The organism is Dactylosporangium sp. CA-152071 (genome assembly GCF_050936335.1).
In the GTDB taxonomy this organism is placed as follows: domain Bacteria; phylum Actinomycetota; class Actinomycetes; order Mycobacteriales; family Micromonosporaceae; genus Dactylosporangium; species Dactylosporangium maewongense.
In genome coordinates this window covers 6867970-6884258 of the sequence record NZ_JBNJMZ010000001.1, presented here as the reverse complement: position 1 = coordinate 6884258, position 16289 = coordinate 6867970, and the positions used below count along the sequence as shown (strand labels likewise).

14 protein-coding genes are annotated in these 16289 nt (G+C 73.4%); 3 read left to right on the top strand and 11 right to left on the bottom strand.

What is annotated here, in order from left to right; all coding sequences use genetic code 11:
* The first annotated feature begins 5 nt into the window (after nt 1-5).
* A complete protein-coding gene (gene ybaK / locus ACQEVZ_RS31045) occupies nt 6-485 on the top strand; it encodes a Cys-tRNA(Pro) deacylase (RefSeq protein ID WP_344501795.1) in 480 nt (159 codons plus the stop codon).
* 2 nt (nt 486-487) lie between these two features.
* Nucleotides 488-811, top strand: a complete 324-nt coding sequence (locus tag ACQEVZ_RS31040) for a DUF1707 SHOCT-like domain-containing protein (protein ID WP_344501796.1) — start codon at nt 488-490, stop codon at nt 809-811.
* Nucleotides 812-815: 4 nt separating this feature from the next.
* On the opposite strand, the gene ACQEVZ_RS31035 is transcribed toward ACQEVZ_RS31040, so the two are convergent.
* From ACQEVZ_RS31035 to tsaB, 6 genes are all read right to left on the bottom strand, one after another.
* Nucleotides 816-2561, bottom strand: a complete 1746-nt coding sequence (locus tag ACQEVZ_RS31035) for an ABC transporter ATP-binding protein (RefSeq protein WP_433373002.1) — start codon at nt 2559-2561, stop codon at nt 816-818.
* Nucleotides 2561-4267, bottom strand: a complete 1707-nt coding sequence (locus ACQEVZ_RS31030; protein ID WP_433372999.1) for an ABC transporter transmembrane domain-containing protein — start codon at nt 4265-4267, stop codon at nt 2561-2563. The genes ACQEVZ_RS31035 and ACQEVZ_RS31030 overlap by 1 nt, the downstream gene beginning before the upstream one ends.
* Nucleotides 4268-4345: 78 nt before the next feature.
* A complete protein-coding gene (locus ACQEVZ_RS31025; protein WP_344501918.1) occupies nt 4346-4603 on the bottom strand; it encodes a hypothetical protein in 258 nt (85 codons plus the stop codon).
* 1151 nt (nt 4604-5754) lie between these two features.
* Nucleotides 5755-6798 carry a tRNA (adenosine(37)-N6)-threonylcarbamoyltransferase complex transferase subunit TsaD gene (tsaD, locus tag ACQEVZ_RS31020; protein WP_433372996.1) on the bottom strand — a complete coding sequence of 348 codons (1044 nt, stop codon included), beginning with the start codon at nt 6796-6798 and terminating at the stop codon, nt 5755-5757.
* Nucleotides 6788-7231, bottom strand: coding sequence for a ribosomal protein S18-alanine N-acetyltransferase (gene rimI / locus ACQEVZ_RS31015; RefSeq protein ID WP_433372993.1), 444 nt, complete (start codon nt 7229-7231; stop codon nt 6788-6790). The genes tsaD and rimI overlap by 11 nt, the downstream gene beginning before the upstream one ends.
* Complete coding sequence (gene tsaB / locus ACQEVZ_RS31010) at nt 7228-7890, bottom strand: tRNA (adenosine(37)-N6)-threonylcarbamoyltransferase complex dimerization subunit type 1 TsaB (RefSeq protein WP_433372990.1); 663 nt, start codon at nt 7888-7890, stop codon at nt 7228-7230. Before tsaB ends, rimI begins: the two co-directional genes overlap by 4 nt.
* A gap of 124 nt (nt 7891-8014) precedes the next feature.
* Here tsaB and ACQEVZ_RS31005 point away from each other — a divergent pair, with 124 nt between their 5' ends.
* Nucleotides 8015-10069 (top strand): Hsp70 family protein, encoded by a 2055-nt coding sequence (locus ACQEVZ_RS31005; protein ID WP_344501802.1) that lies wholly within the window; start codon nt 8015-8017, stop codon nt 10067-10069.
* A gap of 14 nt (nt 10070-10083) precedes the next feature.
* On the opposite strand, the gene tsaE is transcribed toward ACQEVZ_RS31005, so the two are convergent.
* From tsaE to glmS, 5 genes are all read right to left on the bottom strand, one after another.
* Nucleotides 10084-10578 (bottom strand): tRNA (adenosine(37)-N6)-threonylcarbamoyltransferase complex ATPase subunit type 1 TsaE, encoded by a 495-nt coding sequence (tsaE, locus tag ACQEVZ_RS31000; protein ID WP_354890835.1) that lies wholly within the window; start codon nt 10576-10578, stop codon nt 10084-10086.
* On the bottom strand, nt 10575-11660 hold the full coding sequence (locus ACQEVZ_RS30995; RefSeq protein ID WP_344501804.1) for an alpha/beta fold hydrolase: 1086 nt from the start codon (nt 11658-11660) through the stop codon (nt 10575-10577). Before ACQEVZ_RS30995 ends, tsaE begins: the two co-directional genes overlap by 4 nt.
* Nucleotides 11657-12787, bottom strand: a complete 1131-nt coding sequence (gene alr, locus ACQEVZ_RS30990) for an alanine racemase (RefSeq protein ID WP_433372985.1) — start codon at nt 12785-12787, stop codon at nt 11657-11659. Before alr ends, ACQEVZ_RS30995 begins: the two co-directional genes overlap by 4 nt.
* A 113-nt stretch (nt 12788-12900) precedes the next feature.
* Nucleotides 12901-14334, bottom strand: a complete 1434-nt coding sequence (locus ACQEVZ_RS30985) for an NAD(P)H-hydrate dehydratase (protein WP_433372982.1) — start codon at nt 14332-14334, stop codon at nt 12901-12903.
* 34 nt (nt 14335-14368) lie between these two features.
* Nucleotides 14369-16234, bottom strand: coding sequence for a glutamine--fructose-6-phosphate transaminase (isomerizing) (glmS, locus tag ACQEVZ_RS30980; RefSeq protein ID WP_344501807.1), 1866 nt, complete (start codon nt 16232-16234; stop codon nt 14369-14371).
* Nucleotides 16235-16289: the final 55 nt, after the last annotated feature.

The window sequence follows — 16289 nt, the reverse complement described above, 5'->3', positions numbered from 1 at the left end:
GGCCAGTGGCGAGCAAGGGCACCCCGGCGACCGCACTGTTGGCGCGGCAGAAGATCGTGTTCACTCCACACACGTATGAGGTCGACCCCCGGGCCGCCTCCTACGGCGAGGCCGCCGCGGCCGCCCTCGGCGTCGCGCCCGACCGCCTCTTCAAGACCCTCGTCACCACCGTCGACGGGCAGCTCACGGTCGGTGTCGTGCCCGTCTCCGCGTCCCTGGACCTGAAGGCCCTGGCCGCCGCCGTCGGCGGCAAACGCGCCGCGATGGCCGAGCCCGCCGCCGCCGAACGCGCCACCGGCTACGTGACCGGCGGCATCTCCCCCGTCGGCCAGCGCTCCCGGCTTCCGATCGTCATCGACGCCTCGGTGTCCGGACTGTCCACGATGTACGTCTCGGGCGGCCGGCGCGGCCTGCAGATCGAGCTCGCCCCCGACGACCTCGTCAAGGTCACCGGCGCCGTCCTCGCCCCCATCGCGACCCACTGACCATGCCCCCGCCGGACGAGGCCCGCCCGCACGCACCGGCCATGCGTGCCTCCGACGAGGACCGCCGGCGGGTGATCGACGCGCTCCAGCACCACACCCAGGCCGGCCGCCTCACCCTGGACGAGTTCGCCGACCGCTGCGACACCGTCCTCGCCGCGAAGACCCTCGCCGAGCTGCGCGCCGCCACCCACGACCTGCCGGCGCTCCCGCCGGCACCGACGCCGGCGCCCGCGGGCACGTCGAACGACCGGCACGTGCTGTGGGTGTTCGCGATCGCGCTGGTCGCGGCCGTCCTGCTGGGCATCGTCTACGCCGCGTTCCACTGACCCCCTACGCCGTGGGCTGGTGGGTGGTGCCGTGCCAGGACCGCCACAGGGCGGCGTAGGCACCGCCGGCGACCACCAGGTCGTCGTGGGTGCCGAGCTCGGTGATCCGGCCGTCCTCGACGACGGCGACCCGGTCCGCGTCGTGGGCGGAGAACAGCCGGTGCGCGATGGCGATGACGGTCCGCCCGTGCAGCGCGCCCGCCAGTGAACGCTCCAGGTGGCGGGCGGCACGGGGGTCGATGAGGGACGTCGCCTCGTCCAGGACCAGCGTGTGCGGGTCGGCGAGGACGAGCCGGGCCAGGGCGAGCTGCTGCGCCTGGGCCGGGGACAGCGGCGGCTCGCCGAGGACGGTGTCGAGGCCGGCGGGCAGGGCGTCGACCCAGTCGAGGGCGTCGACGGTGGCGAGCGCGTGCCGGAGTTCCGCGGTCGTCGCGGACGGGCGGGCGAGGACGAGGTTGTCGCGGACGGTCCCGAGGAAGACGTGGTGCTCCTGTGTGACGAGGGCGACATGCCGGCGCAGCGACGACAGCGGCAGGTCCGACAGCGGGACGCCGCCGATGGTGACGGTGCCGCCGCCCGGCGGGTAGATGCCGGCGAGGAGCCGGCCGAGGGTGGACTTGCCGGCGCCGGACGGGCCGACGATCGCGAGCCGTTCCCCGGGCCGGACCTCCAGGTCGATGCCGTGCAGGACGTCACGGCCGTCGACGTACGCGTACCGCACCCCTCGCGCGACGATCCGCTCGTCGGCGGGGACCGCGGCGGCACCGGTGGCGGGGACCGGCACCGACTGGACGCCGACGATCCGGGCGAACGAGGCGAACCCGACCTGCAGGTGGTCGAACCACGACAGGACCCGGTCGAGGGGGTCGATGAGCGCCAGGAAGTACAGGACGGCCGCGGTGACCTGACCGACCGTCGCCCACCCCTCCGCGACGAACCACCCGCCGGCGACGAGCGTGACCGCGCCCGGCAGCGCGTAGCCGAACTCCGTCAGCGGGAACCAGACGGTGCGCAGCTTCAGCGTGTACATGTTCCGGTCGTACAGGCCGCGCAGATGCTCCTGGGTGCGCTCGACCCGGCGCCGCCGCAGCCGCAGGACGTCCACGGTCCGGGCGCCCTCGACGGTCTCGGCGAGCCCGTCGGTCAGCTCGGCGAACGCGGCGCTGGACGCGAGGTATCCGGCCGGCGCCCACCGGAAGTACCAGCGCGAAGCACCCCACAGGATCGGCACGGCGACGAGGGCCGGCAGCAGCAACAGCGGCGACACGAGCGCGACGGCGCCGATCGTCAGGATGACCTGCAGGATGCCGACGACGACCTCCGGCACGGCGAACCGGACCGTGTCCGAGGTCCCCTCGACGTCACGGGACGCGCGGGTGAGCAGGTCGCCGGTGCCGGCACGCTCCACCGTGGACGGCGGGACGGCGAGGACCCGGTCGACGAACTCCTCCCGCAGCGTCGCGAGGACCTGTTCGCCGAGGCGGGCGGAGGCGAGTCTGGCGTAGCGAACCAGTACCGACACGGCGACGACGAAACCGGTGATGGTGAGCGCGATCCGGTCGACGGTCCAGGTGGTGGTGCCGGCGGAGGTCTTCTCGACCAGGTCGCCCAGCAGGCGCGGGGTGACGAGGCCGGCGACCGCGGCGCTGACGTGCAGGGTGACGACCAGCGCCAGCATCCGCGGGTGCTCGCGGACGAGCCGCCGCAGGTACGCGCGGACCTCGGCGCCGGAGGCGACGGGCAGCAGCATCAGGCGTCCTCCTCCCTGGTGACGGTCGCGCTGTACGCGGGGCAGGTGGCGAGCAGCTCGCGGTGGGTGCCGGTGGCGGCGACCCGGCCGGTGGCGTCGACGAACGCGACCACGTCGGCCCGGTCCAGCAGCAGCGGGCTGGTGGTGCACACGACGGTGGTCCTGCCGGCGCGGGCGGCCGGCAGGCGCCGCGCGATGAGGGCCTCGGTGTGGGTGTCGACGGCGCTGGTGGGTTCGACGAGCACCAGGACCGGCGGGTCGAGGGCGAGCACGCGGGCGAGCCGCAGCCGCTGCTGCTGCCCGCCGGAGAAGTCGCGCCCCCGCTCGGCGACCTCCGTGTCGAGCCCGTCGGGGAGCGCGTCGACGATGTCCTGCGCCGCGGCCGTTTCCAGCGCGCCCAGCACTGCGGTGTCGCTCTTGGTGGTCTGGTGGCCGCCCAGTTCGTCGCGGAGCCGGCCACGGAAGAGCCGGTCGTCGTTGTCGGCGACGACCACGTGCGACCTGACGTCGTCGATCCGCATGGTCCGCAGCGGCACGCCGAGCAGCCTCGCCTCCGACCCGGGGTCGAGCAGGCCGATCCGGTCGGCGATGGCCGCGGCGTGCTCGGGGCGGGCGGCGGCGATGGCGGTGAGCCGGCCGTGGCCCGCGGTGAAGCCCGACCCGGGGTCTTCGAGGTCGCCGTCGTGCGGCGCCTCCGGACGGGCGGGGTCGTGCAGCTCGGGCTCGACGCGCAGCAGCGACACGACCCGGCCGGCGGCGACGTGCCCGCGGGTCACCTTCTCCGCGACCTCGGTGAGCGTCCGCAGCGGGCTGACGAGGAACGCCGCGTACGCGTAGAACGCGACCAGCTCACCCGGCGTGATCTTGCCCGCGACGGCGAACCTGGCGCCGAGCCACGTGACCAGCGCGACGAACAGCCCCGGCAGCAGGATCTGGGCGCCTTCGAGGAGCGTCTCGACCTTCGCGACCCGGATGCCGGCGGCGCGCACCTGCTGCGACTCGGTCCTGTACCGCCCCGACACGACATCCTCACCGCCGATGCCGCGCAGGATCCGCAGCCCCGACACGATGTCGGCGGCGCGGCCGGTGAGCGCGCCGGCGAGCTCCCGCTGCGCGCGGCGACGCTGGTGCAGCGGCTTGAGCAGCAGCCCGACGACGGCCACGAGCAGCGGCACGCCGATGACGACGACGAGCCCGAGCGGCACCGACACGTCGAGCAGCAGCACGGACACGACGACGATCGCGACGACGGCCCCACCACCGCGGGCGGTGACGTCCATCGCATACCCGACATGGTCGAAGTCCGTGGTGCCGATGCTCACGACCTCGCCGGTGGCGACCTTCTTCGGCAGGGTCGCCCCGAGCCGCGTCGCGTGCCGGGCGGTGACCTGCATGGTCCGGAACCCGGCGGACAGGAAGTTCGTGACGGCGAACCGGTGCCGCATGATGCCGCTGACCGCGGTCACCGTCCCGAGCCCGAGCAGCGCCCCGCCCGCCGCGCCCAGCGCACCCCGGTCATGGCTGGTCAACGCGTCGACCCCCGCACCGAGCGCCGCCGGCACGAGCGCCTGACTCACCATCCAGACGATCCCGAGCGCGATCCCCGCGATGATCGTCGGCAGCTGGTGCCGCAGCACCCATAGCAGAAACCGCGCGGCGGACCTGCTGTCAGGCTCCCCCGGCTCGTCGATCGGCAACCGTTTCATGGCCCGCCGACGGTAACCCGGAAGACCGGTCGGACGCCTTACATTTTCCGCCCGCCGGACCGCCCCCGCGGCCCGTCCTCAGCGGTCGACCTCGGTGAAGTCCCACGCCTGCGGCCGCCGCGACACGAGATGCGACGGCGGGTCCGCGAACTCCTCAGGCGTGCTCCCCCGCCACTTCGCGATCACCACCAGCCGATGGTCCGTCGACGAGTACACCTCACTGCTGATGTGCAACGGATGCACCTCGACCTTGGGCAGCATCGCCTCACACACCCACGACAGCAGCTCGTCGAACGCCTCCGGGTGCGCCCGGACCTCCCACATGCGCACGATCACGGCGCTGGACTCTACTCCCATGCCACTCCCACCGTCCTTCCCGCTCCTGCCCACCATGCCACCCCACCGACCGCCCCCTGCGAGCCGCCTGCTCTGACTGGCCGGCCGCTGCGGCGGACTGGTTGCTCTGGCTGGTCGGCCCACTTCTGCGGACCGGCTGCTCCAGTGGGTCACGCCTCTTCTGCCAGCCGACCGCCCCGGCTGGGCGGGCGATTCCTTCCCACCGGCCGCTCAACTGGTCCATCACTTCTGCCGGCCGACCGCTCCGATTGGTCGGGCTACTCCTGACCAGCTGACCGCTCTGGCTCGCAGCCGCTCCCAGCGGCCGCCGACTCCCACCGGTCCAAACTTCCGCCGCCCGGCCACTCCCACCGTCCACGTCGAGCCGCTCCCACAGATCAGCAGCTCCCGCCGATTCGCCACTCCCGCTGGCCGGCCAACCCCGCTGTTCAAGCTGCTCCCACCGGTCAACGACTCCCACCGATCGGCGACGCAGGCGGCTTCCACCGATCGGTCAGCTCACCGCTCTGCCACTCCCGCTGTCCAAGTCGAGTCGCTCCCACCGGTCTGCCCACCCCCGCCGGTCCGCCACTACCGCTGTTCAACCTGCACCCCGGCGGCCGACAACTCCCGCCAGTCCAGCACTGCCGCTGTTCGAGCTGCACCCGCCGGTCGGCCACTCCTGCTGTTCGTGCTCCTCCCGCCGAACGGCCGCCCCCATCGAACAGCCACTCCACCAAACGGCTCCTCCCGCCGAACAGCCGCTCCCGGCGAACGGTGGATTCCGCTGTGCAGATCGAACGGCCGCTCCCGCCAAACGGGCTCCCCGCCGAACAGCCACTCCCGTCGAACAACTCCTCCCGCCAGACGGCCACTCCCGTCGAACGGTGAATTCCGGCGGGCGGTCGCTTCCGCTGTGAGGTCGGACGGCCGCTCCCGCCAAACGGCTCCCCCGCCGGACGGCCGCCGTCGAACGGTGGATTCCGGCGGGCGGTGGATTCCGCCGTGCAGGTCGAACGGCCGCTCCCACCGAACGACTCCGCCCGCCGAACAGCCGCTCCCGCCAACGGCCGCTCCAACGCAAACGGCTCCGGCCGGCGGGCGGCCGTGCTCGTAGGGCGGTGGATTCCGCTGTGCAGGGGTGCTGGTGGTCAGGCGGTGACGAGGGTGATCGGCATCGCGGAGTCGGTGGGCAGGGCGAGCCGGCCCGGGGTGGTGCCGGCGGCGACGAGGTGGGAGCCGAGGGCGGCGACCATGGCGCCGTTGTCGGTGCAGAGGTTGGGGCGCGGGACGCGCAGCGTGATGCCGTGCTTGTCGCAGCGCTCCTGGGCGAGGGCGCGGATGCGGGAGTTGGCGGCGACGCCGCCGCCGATGACGAGGGTCCGCACGCCGCCGGCGAGGCAGGCGTCGACGGCCTTGGCGGTGAGCACGTCGCAGACCGCCTCCTGGAAGCTGGCGGCGACGTCGTTGACGGGGACCGGCTCGCCGGTGCGCTGCCGGGCCTCGACCCAGCGGGCGACCGCGGTCTTCAGGCCCGAGAACGAGAAGTCGAACCGGTGCTCGACCAGGTCCCGGGCGGCGGTCAGCCCACGCGGGAACGGAATGACGATCTGCCCATCGCGGGCGGCGCGGTCGATCGGCGGGCCACCCGGGAACGGCAGCCCGAGCAGCCGCGCGACCTTGTCGAACGCCTCCCCCGCGGCGTCGTCGATGGTGGCGCCGAGCGGCTCGACCCGGCCGGCGAGGTCGTCGACCCGCAGCAGCGACGAGTGGCCGCCGGAGACGAGGAGCGCGATCGCCGGCTCGGGCAGCGGGCCGTGCTCGAGGGTGTCGACGGCGACGTGCGCGGCGAGGTGGTTGACGCCATAGATCGGTTTGCCGGCGGCGAGCGCATACGCCTTGGCTGCGGCGACACCGACGAGCAGCGCACCGGCGAGCCCGGGCCCGGCGGTGACGGCGATCGCGTCGACGTCGCCGAGCGTGATCCCCGCGGTGTCGAGGGCGCGCTGGACGGTCGGGACCATCGCCTCGAAGTGCGCGCGGCTGGCGACCTCGGGGACGACCCCGCCGAACCGCGCGTGCTCCTCCACGCTGGACGCGACCTCGTCGGCGAGCAGCGTGTGCCCGCGGACGATGCCGACGCCCGTCTCGTCGCAGGACGTCTCGATGCCGAGGACGAGGGGCTCAGTCTTCACGTCTCATCACCAACGCATCCGTGTTGCTCGGCTGGTAGTAGCCCTTGCGGACGCCGACACCCTCGAACCCGTAGCCGGCATACAGCTTCTGCGCGGGCAGGTTGTCGACGGCGACCTCGAGCAGCACCTGCTGGATGCCGTGCCGGGCCGCCTCGTCGAGCAGCGCCTCGAGCAGCCGCCGACCGATGCCCTGCCGCTGCGCGTCCTTGCGGACCCCGACATTCTGGATCCACGCCTCGTCGGGCGGGGCGAGGGCCAGCCCGGCATAGCCGACGACCCGATCACCGTCGAGGGCCACGAGATAGTGGTGACCGTTGGCCAGCTCATTCCAGAACATGCCCGCGGACCAACGCTCCTCGCCGAACAGCTCGTCCTCGATCGGCAGCAGCGACTCGATGTGAAACCAGCGGAGCCCGACCAGCTGCACGCTCACCGCAGCGCCGGCTTCCGCTCGCCGGGCGCGACGGCGTCGGGCCTGCGCAGGTAGAGCGGGACGAGCGCCTCGCCGGGCGCCTTGGCCAGGACCCGGTCGGCGGCCAGCTCGGCGAGCGCCCGAGCGGACGGGTACAGCAGCGGCAGCACCGGCAGGCCGAGCACATCGGCATACTTCCCGGCCCCGTCACCCGCCGCCGCGTCGACGACAAGGCCTCCACCGGCGGCCACCGCGGCGGGCTTGTCGACGGCCGGGCCGGTGACGCGGGTGCCGTCGTGATAGACGGCCCAATAGATCTCCTTGCGGCGGGCGTCGGTGGCGACGAGGACGCGGCCGGGGAGAGGGTGGCCGATGCCGTCGAGGGAGCAGACGCCATAGACCGGGACGTCGAGGGCGTGGGCGAGGGCGGCGGCGGTGACCATGCCGGCGCGCAGGCCGGTGAACGGGCCGGGGCCGGTGCCGGCGACGACCGCGGCCAGGTCGCCGGGCGCCACCTGACCTTCGGCGAGGACCGCATGGATCTGCGGGGCGAGCAGCTCACCGTGGGCCTTGCCGTCGACGGTGACGCGCTCGGCGACGACGGTGACCGCGAGCTCGTCGACGCGGACGAGCGCGGCCGTCACCGCGGGCGTCGAGGAGTCCACCACCATCACCAGCACGCCGCCAACTCTACCGACCGGGTCCGACACTTCCCGCGGTCGTCGTCCGCGTCAGTTAACAGGCCCGCAACGAGCCAGGCCTAGCATCGGCCGACATCGACCCGCGCGCGGCAGGGAGAGCGGTATGACTGAGCCGGTCCTGGTCGTGGACCTGGGGTCCTGGGCACTGTCCGCCGCCGTCGTCACGCGGGACCAGTTGCATCTCGTGCGGGATCCGGCGACCGGCGCCGCCCGCTGGCCCGGCGGTGCGAGCCTCGACCCGGCGAGCAAGCGGCTGGTCGCCGGGGAGCAGCTCAGGAACCAGCACCCCCGGCACTACGTCGACGGGGTGCGGCGGGCCGTCGACGCGAACGCCCCGATCTGGCTCGGCGACCAGCTGGTCAACGGCGCCGAGCTGGTCGCGGCGGCGCTCGACGCGGTCGTCCAGGAGGCGCGGCGGCAGCACGGCGACGTCAGGCGGCTCGCGGTGACGGTGCCGGCGGCGTACCGGACGCACGACCCGCGCAGGGAGATGCTGGTGACGGCCGCGGCGGTCGCCGGGTTCCCGGACGTGGAGCTGGTGCACGACCCGTCGGCGGCGGTCGCCGACCCGTTGGCGCAGCTGGACCTGCCTGACGGCGCGTACGTGCTGGTCTGCGACCTCGGGGCGACCTGGAGCGCCACGCTGACGCAGGTGCAGCGCGGGATGGCGGTGCCGTTGAGCCAGGAGAGCTCCGGCAGCGGGCGCGACCTCGACGTGGTGCTCGCCGCGGACCTGCGCGCCACCCTGGCGGAGTGGGTGGAGCCCGCGTTCGCGGCCGGCGGCGACACCAGCGTGCGGGCCAACTTCCACGCCCTCGACATCGTGCGCAGGCTCAAGCATCGGTTGAGCGAGGCGCCGGAGGCGACGGACCAGGTCGAGCCGGGAGCTCCGCCGTACACCATCCGCCGGAACCTCCTGGAGCAGCTGACCGAACCGGCGAACCGATGGCTGATCGCCAGCTGCCGGGCGGTGGTCGCGCGCGCCGGGATCGTGCCGGCGGAGCTGGCGGCCGTGGTGCTCGACGGCGGCTGCTCGCACCTGCCGGGGGTGGCGCAGGCGCTGCACGCGGGGCTCGGCCGTCCGGTGACACGGCCGCCGGAGCCGGAGCTGGCGGTGCTGCGCGGCGCGGCCCGGCTGGCCGGCGACAGGGGGACGCGGACGCTGCCGGCGGACCCCGCGCCGTGGCGGGTCGAGCCGCTCGCGTGGACGGTCCCCGGCGGGCGGGGGCGGCTGGTGCGCTGGCTGGCGAAGGAGGGCGAGCCGTATCCGGCGGGCGCGCCGCTCGCGCAGGTCCGCACCGCCGACGACCGGGTCTTCGACCTCACCGCTGGACGCACCGGCGGGGTGCTGCTGGAGCACCGCGTGCCGGTCGGCGGCATGGTGGTGTCGGGCGCGGCCGCGGCGCACGTGCGGATCGTGCCGACCGCCGAACGGTTCCAGCTCGCGAAGCGGCACCACCTGCGGGTCGCGGGCGACTGGCTGCTGATGCCGGACCGCCGGATGCTGGTCGAGTGGTCGCGGACCGGCGAGTACGTGAAGGTCCGCGCGGTCGACAGCGGTGCGCTGGTCACGGAGCTGCGCCCCGGTCGCGGCGCGGGCCGCCCGCAGCACGGGCAGGTGGCGCTCGGCCCCAACCAGCAGCTGTCGCTGGTCACCTGGGACGCCGACGGGCACTTCGCCGTGTGGGACGTCCTGTCGGGGCGCATGACCAGCAGCTTCTCCGACGGGCACCGGCCCGACGCGGTCCTCGTCAACGAGGGCGAGTGGCGGCTCGTCGCGTCCGGTGAGGGTGCGGCGAGCGTCGGCCGGTACCGGCGGGACGTGGCCACCGTGTGGGACCTGGCGACCGGGGCGCGGCTCGACCGGATCGTCGGGGAGGACCTGATGCGGCGGTTCGCCGGCTACACGGGCACGAGCCGCGCGGACGCGTTCGCGACCGAGATGGCGAGCCCCGACGGGCGGCTGCGGGCCGCGGTGCTCGACGGCTCGGTGTGCGTGCGGGACGTCGAGACGGAGGCGGAGGTGTTCCGCGCGGACCTGTCGCCGGCGCGGCAGGTCCGGACCGCGTTCTGCCACCAGGGGCGGCACCTGCTGGCCCGCCGGACCGACGACGAAGGCACATCGATCGACGTCTGGGAAGTCCTGCAGCCCGCCTAGGCTTCAGCGCTGCTTCATGGCGTTTTCTTCGCCGGTACGAGATGTGCCACCCGGGCGGGCCAGCCGGCGCCGTGCGGGACGACGGTGACGGTGCGCGTGTCGTCGTCGTGGCGGGTCAGGCGCAGCTCGAGGTGGTCGTCGGCGAGGTGCTCGACGAACCCCTCGCCCCATTCGACGAGCGTCACCGAGTCCTCGACGGTGGCGTCGAGGTCGAGGGCGTCGAGCTCCCCGATGGGATCCTTGACGTCGCCGAGGCGGTACGCGTCGACGTGCACCATCGCGGGGCGCCCGGCGACGACGGGACGGTGCACGCGGGCGATCACGAACGTGGGCGACGTCACCGCGCCCTGCACGTCCAGCCCTTTGCCGATCCCCTGCGCGAGCGCCGTCTTGCCGGCGCCGAGCGGTCCGGTGAGCAGCACGATGTCCCCGGCGTGGAGGACCGCGGCGAGCTTCCGCCCGAACTCGTGCGTGTCGGCGGCTGTCGGCAGCTGTACCGCTTGCGTCACCGGTCCTGGACCCTTTTCAGGAACGTCTCGATGGCGTCGTTGACCTCTTCGGCGTGCTCGAGCATCACGACGTGCCCGCCGTCGGCGACGACGACCAGCTCCGCCTCCGGCAGCACCGCGGCGATCTCGCGGGTGTGGGTGAGCGGGGTGAGCACGTCCCGGTCGCCGCAGACGAGCAGCACCGGCACCTTGCGCAGCGGCCCGAGAACCAGCAGCCGGGCGTGGGTGTAGAGGGTCCGCAGGTACCGCGCGATCACGTCCGTCGACGTGGTGGTGTTCATCTTCTCGACGTACGAGACGAGGGCGGGGCTCGGGCGGGCGGTGCCGAAGCCGTACCGGCGGGTCAGCAGCCACGCGAGGTCGGTGGACGCCCGCCGGGCGCGGTCGACGACACCGGAGCTGATCGGTCCGGCGATGCCGACGACCGGCAGCAGCGGCCGCTTGAACTTCGCGACCACCTCCGGCAGGCCGAACGTGACCTGGTCCAGCTTGCCGGCGGACGTGGAGATCAGCACGACGGCGTCGACCCGCGACTCGAACAGCTCCGGGACCTGCTCGGCCAGCGCCATGATGGTCATGCCGCCCATGGAGTGGCCGATCAGGACGACCCGGCCGGTCGGGGCGGCCGCCTGCAGGACCGCGCGGAGCCCCGCGCCGAGGGCGTCGAGGGAGTACTCGCCCTTGCGGAGCTTCCCGGAGCGGCCGTGGCCGGGCTGGTCGTAGAAGATCATGCGGTGCTTGCCCTCCAGCGCCCTGCGCTGGAAGTGGAACGTGCCCATGTCGAGGCAGAACCCGTGCACGAACACCAGCGTGGGCGCGTCGTCCGGCCCGTCCTCCGGCCCGTCCACGATCTCGACGTGCAGCTCGATGCCGTCGTCGGTGGTGACGGTCAGCTCCTCGTCGGAGTCCCAGACGCCGAACTCCTCGTCGGCGTAGACGTCGTCGGCGCTCTTGGACCGGTGCACGAGGTACCGCTCGGTCGCGACCCCTGCGGCGACACCAGCGGCGGCCACACCGAGGATCGCGCCGATGATCCCGACCTTCCGGCGCCGGCTGCTCTTCTCGACCTCGCTACCCGTCATGCGCTCTCTCCCAGGTACACCCGCGGCGTTCTGTTGCTGCCCATCCGCGTGACGATCTCGTAGTTGATCGTGTCGGCGGCCACGGCCCAGTCGTCGGCGGTCGGCTCCCCGCGCGTGCCGGCGCCGAAGAGCACGGCCTCGTCGCCCGCGCGGACGTCGTCGTCGCCGCAGTCCACGACGATCTGGTCCATGCACACCCGTCCGACGACCCGGCGCACCTTCCCGCCGATGTGGACGAGCCCGCGGCTGCTCGCCGAGCGTGGCACCCCGTCGGCGTACCCGACCGGCACCAGCGCCAGGTTGGTGTCCTTGAGAATCTTGTACGTGTGGCCGTACGACACGCCTTCGCCGGCTTGGACGGCCTTCACCAGCGCCACGCGCGCATGGACACTCATCGCGGGCCGCAGGTCAGGCGCGCCACCCGGAATCGGCGAGAGTCCATACGTGGACAAACCCACTCGAACCAGCTCAAAGTGGCTCTCGGGCAGCGTGAGCGCCGCCGCGGAGTTCGCGAAGTGCCGCAGCGGCGGCTCGACCCCCAGCCCGGCCGCCACGTCGAGCGCCTCGTCGAACGCCAGCTGCTGCCGCAGAATCGACGGGTGCCCCGGCTCGTCCGCGCACGCGAAGTGACTCCAGATCGCCGCGATCTCCACCTGCCCGTCGGCCTGCGCCTTCGCCGCCGCCGTGACCAACGCCGGCCAGTCCCCGCGCCCCGCCCCGTTCCGCGACAACCCCGTGTCGATCTTCAGATGCACCGCCGCGACCCGCCGCATCTTCCGCGCCGCGTCCACGATCTCGTCCAGCGCGTCGATCGACGACGCCGACAGGTCCACGTCCGCCGCGACCGCCTCGCCCAGCGGCCGCCCGGGACTGTGCAACCACGAAAGGATCTTCACCCCGCCGCCGGCGCCGTGCTCACGCAGCGCCAGCGCCTCGTCGAGCGTGGCGGTGCCGAGCCAGGTCGCCCCGCCCCGCACAGCGGCCTCCGCGACGCGCAGCATGCCGTGCCCATACGCATCGGCCTTCACGACGCTCATCAGGGCCGTCCCAGGCCGCAGCATCCCCTTGAGGGTCGCCACGTTGTGCCGGATCGCGTCGAGGTCGATCCGGACCTGAGCCTGCCACATGCGCCTAAGCCTAAGCGGTGCCCCCACCACCCGGCTCAACCCCAGTTCCCGGCCGGCGGGCGAACACGCAGCGTGACTGGGATCGGCGTGTCGGGGCAGATTGCCGGAGGGGATCAGGGGTGCAGGGTTGACACCGCCTCGCGGAGGTGGGTGGCGACGTCGGCGGCGGTGACCGGGCCGGTGGTGGCGGCCAGGCGGCCGGCGAGGCCGTGGGTGAAGGCGGCCCCGACCGCCGCCTGTTCGGCGGGCAGGCCGGCGGCGAGCAGGGAGCCGAGCAGGCCGGCGAGGACGTCGCCGGTGCCGCCGGTGGCGAGGGCGGGGGTGCCGGTCGGGTTGACGTACACGCGGCCGTCGGGGGTGGCGACGATCGTGCGGTTGCCTTTGAGCAGGACGACGCAGTCAATGCGCTCGGCGAGGTGCGCGGCGGCGGCCATGCGGTCGTCGCCGGGGGCGCCGCCGGCGAGGCGCTGGAACTCGCCGTCGTGGGGGGTGACGACGGTCGGGGCGTCGCGGTCGCGGAGCCAGTCCGCCATGCGGGCGTCGACGAGCAGGGTGAGGGCGCTGGCGTCGAGGCAGGCGGGGACGGGCGCGCCGAGGACGGTGCGCAGCTCGGCGTAGGCGCGCTCGTCGGTGCCCATGCCGCTGCCGCACGTCCAGGCCTGGACCCGGCCGGCGTCGGCGACCCGGTCGCTCGCGATGACCGTCGGGTGCTGGGTACGGACGAGTGGGGCCGCGCCGCCGGCATAGCGGACGAGGCCGGCGGGGCCGGCCAGGGCGCCGGCGACGGAGAGGACGGCGGCGCCCGGGTACTCGTCGGAGCCGGTCGCGACGCCGACCACGCCGCGGGAGTACTTGTTGTCGTCGGCGGTGGGGCGGGGCCACCAGGCGGCGACGTCGGCGGCGTCGGGCACGTAGCAGGCGGGGTCGCCGGTGAGGAAGGGCGTCAGGCCGATGTCGACGAGCTCGACGAGTCCGCTGTGGACGGCACCGGCGCCGACGAGCAGGCCGGGCTTGAGGACGCCGAAGGTGACGGTGATGTCGGCGTGGATGGCCATGCCGGTGACGGCGCCGGTGTCGGCGTCCACGCCGGACGGCACGTCGACGGCGATGACCGGGGTGCCGCGCAGCGCGCCGGCGACGTCGGCGACGCGGCTCGCGACCGGTTCGCGCAGGCCGCCGCGGCCACCGATGCCCAGGATGCCGTCCACCACGAGATCGAACCCGCCGGCGAAAGAAGACCCGATGACACCGCTGGCGGCCTGCAGGGCGGCGAGCGCCCCGGTGTGGACGCGGGAGGGGTCCAGGACCAGCGCCGAGACGTGTACGCCGCGGCGGGCGAGGAAGGCGCCGGCGTAGAGCGCGTCGCCGCCGTTGTTGCCCGGGCCGACGAGGAGCAGGACGCGGCTGCCGTACACCTTGGGCAGGGTCTGCGCGCAGCGCCTGGCGAGGCCGGCGGCGGCGCGCTGCATGAGCGCACCGCCGGGCAGGGTCTTCATGAGGGCCTCTTCGGCCGCACGGACTTGCGCCACCCGCCAGGCGGCTCTCATGACACGATCACAGCGCCAAGCCTGTCACATACGCCTATTCGACGGTAACCGACTTGGCCAGGTTGCGCGGCTGGTCGACGTCGTGCCCGCGGGCCGACGCGATCTCGCAGGCGAGGACCTGCAGCGGCACGGTCGTGACCAGCGGCGCCAGGAGCGTCGGGGTGACCGGCACGTGGAAGAGGTGGTCGGCGTAGGGTTCGACCGCCGTGTCGCCGTCTTCGGCGATCACGATCGTGCGAGCGCCCCGCGCCCGTACCTCCTGGATGTTGGAGACGACCTTGTCGTGCAGGACGCCGCGGCCCCGGGGCGACGGCACCACACACACGACGGGGGTGCCTTCGTCGATGAGGGCGATCGGGCCGTGCTTCAGCTCGCCGGCGGCGAACCCTTCGGCGTGCATGTAGGCGAGCTCCTTGAGCTTGAGCGCGCCTTCGAGGGCGACCGGGTAGCTGACGTGCCGGCCGATGAACAGGACGCTCTTGGCGTCGGCGAGCTCCCGGGCGAGCTTGCGGATCGGCTCCATCATCGCCAGGACCTGCTCGACCTTCTGCGGCATCTCCTGCAGCTGCGCGACGACGGCGCCGACCTCGTCGGCGTACTTGATGCCGCGGACCTGCGCGAGGTGCAGGCCGACCAGGTAGCAGGCGACGAGCTGGGTCAGGAACGCCTTGGTCGAGGCGACCGCGATCTCGGGGCCGGCGTGGGTGTACAGGACGGCGTCGGACTCGCGCGGGATGGTGGAGCCGTTGGTGTTGCAGATGGCCAGGACGCGGGCCTTCTGTTCCTTCGCGTGCCGCAGGGCCATGAGGGTGTCCATGGTCTCGCCGGACTGGGAGATGGCCACGACGAGCGTGGAGCGGTCCAGGACGGGGTCGCGGTAGCGGAACTCGCTGGCGAGCTCGACCTCGCAGGGGATGCGGGTCCAGTGTTCGATCGCGTACTTGGCGACCATGCCGGCGTGGTACGCGGTGCCGCACGCGACGATGAAGACCTTGTCGACGTCGCGGAGGTCCTGGTCGGTGAGGCGCACCTCGTCGAGCAGCAGGTCGCCCTGCTCGTTGAGCCGCCCGAGGAGGGTCTCGGCGACGGCGTGCGGCTGCTCGGCGATCTCCTTGAGCATGAAGTAGTCGTAGCCGCTCTTCTCGGCGGCGGAGATGTCCCAGTTGATGTGGAAGTCCTTGCCCTCGGCGGGGTTGCCGAGGAAGTCGGTGATCACGATGGCGTCGCCGGTGATCAGCACGACCTGGTCCTGGCCGAGCTCGACGGCCTCGCGGGTGTGTTCGATGAACGCGGCGACGTCGCTGGCGAGGTAGTTCTCGCCCTCGCCGCGGCCGACGACGAGCGGCGAGTTGCGGCGCGCGCCGACGACGGCGCCCGGGGCCTGGGCGTCGACGGCGAGCAGCGTGAACGCGCCTTCGAGGCGGCGGCAGACGGCCCGCATCGCGTCGGCCAGCCGCTCGGCGGGGTCTTCCACCGAGCTGCGGGAGACCTCGAAGCTCAGCAGGTGCGCCGCGCACTCGGTGTCGGTGTCGCTGGCGAACTCGATGCCCTGCTGCTCCAGCTCGGTGCGCAGCTTCGCGAAGTTCTCGATGATGCCGTTGTGGATGACGGCGACCCGGCCGTCGACGGAGCGGTGCGGGTGCGCGTTGCGGTCGGTGGGGCCGCCGTGGGTGGCCCAGCGGGTGTGGCCGATGCCGGTGGTGCCGGTGTCGAGGCCGTCCTCGCTCTGCAGGGCCTTCTCGAGGTTGGCGAGCTTGCCGGCGCGCTTGGCGGTGCGCAGGACGTCGTCGACGATGGCGACCCCGGCGGAGTCGTACCCGCGGTACTCCAGCCGGCGCAGGCCGTCGAGAACGATGGTCAGGGCCGGACGCGAACCGGCGTACCCCACGATTCCGCACATGTCCCGTACCGTAGCAGACATTCGAGCATGCCCGATGCTCGAAACTGTCGTGATT

What these genes read in the sequence shown, in the direction of transcription:
- ACQEVZ_RS31040 (WP_344501796.1), top strand. Translation starts at nt 488, where the DNA reads ATGCCCCCGCCGGACGAGGCCCGCCCGCACGCACCGGCCATGCGTGCC.
- ACQEVZ_RS31035 (WP_433373002.1), bottom strand. Translation starts at nt 2,561, where the DNA reads ATGCTGCTGCCCGTCGCCTCCGGCGCCGAGGTCCGCGCGTACCTGCGG.
- ACQEVZ_RS31030 (WP_433372999.1), bottom strand. Translation starts at nt 4,267, where the DNA reads ATGAAACGGTTGCCGATCGACGAGCCGGGGGAGCCTGACAGCAGGTCC.
- ACQEVZ_RS31005 (WP_344501802.1), top strand. Translation starts at nt 8,015, where the DNA reads ATGACTGAGCCGGTCCTGGTCGTGGACCTGGGGTCCTGGGCACTGTCC.
- ACQEVZ_RS30995 (WP_344501804.1), bottom strand. Translation starts at nt 11,660, where the DNA reads ATGACGGGTAGCGAGGTCGAGAAGAGCAGCCGGCGCCGGAAGGTCGGG.
- alr (WP_433372985.1), bottom strand. Translation starts at nt 12,787, where the DNA reads ATGTGGCAGGCTCAGGTCCGGATCGACCTCGACGCGATCCGGCACAAC.
- ACQEVZ_RS30985 (WP_433372982.1), bottom strand. Translation starts at nt 14,334, where the DNA reads ATGAGAGCCGCCTGGCGGGTGGCGCAAGTCCGTGCGGCCGAAGAGGCC.
- glmS (WP_344501807.1), bottom strand. Translation starts at nt 16,234, where the DNA reads ATGTGCGGAATCGTGGGGTACGCCGGTTCGCGTCCGGCCCTGACCATC.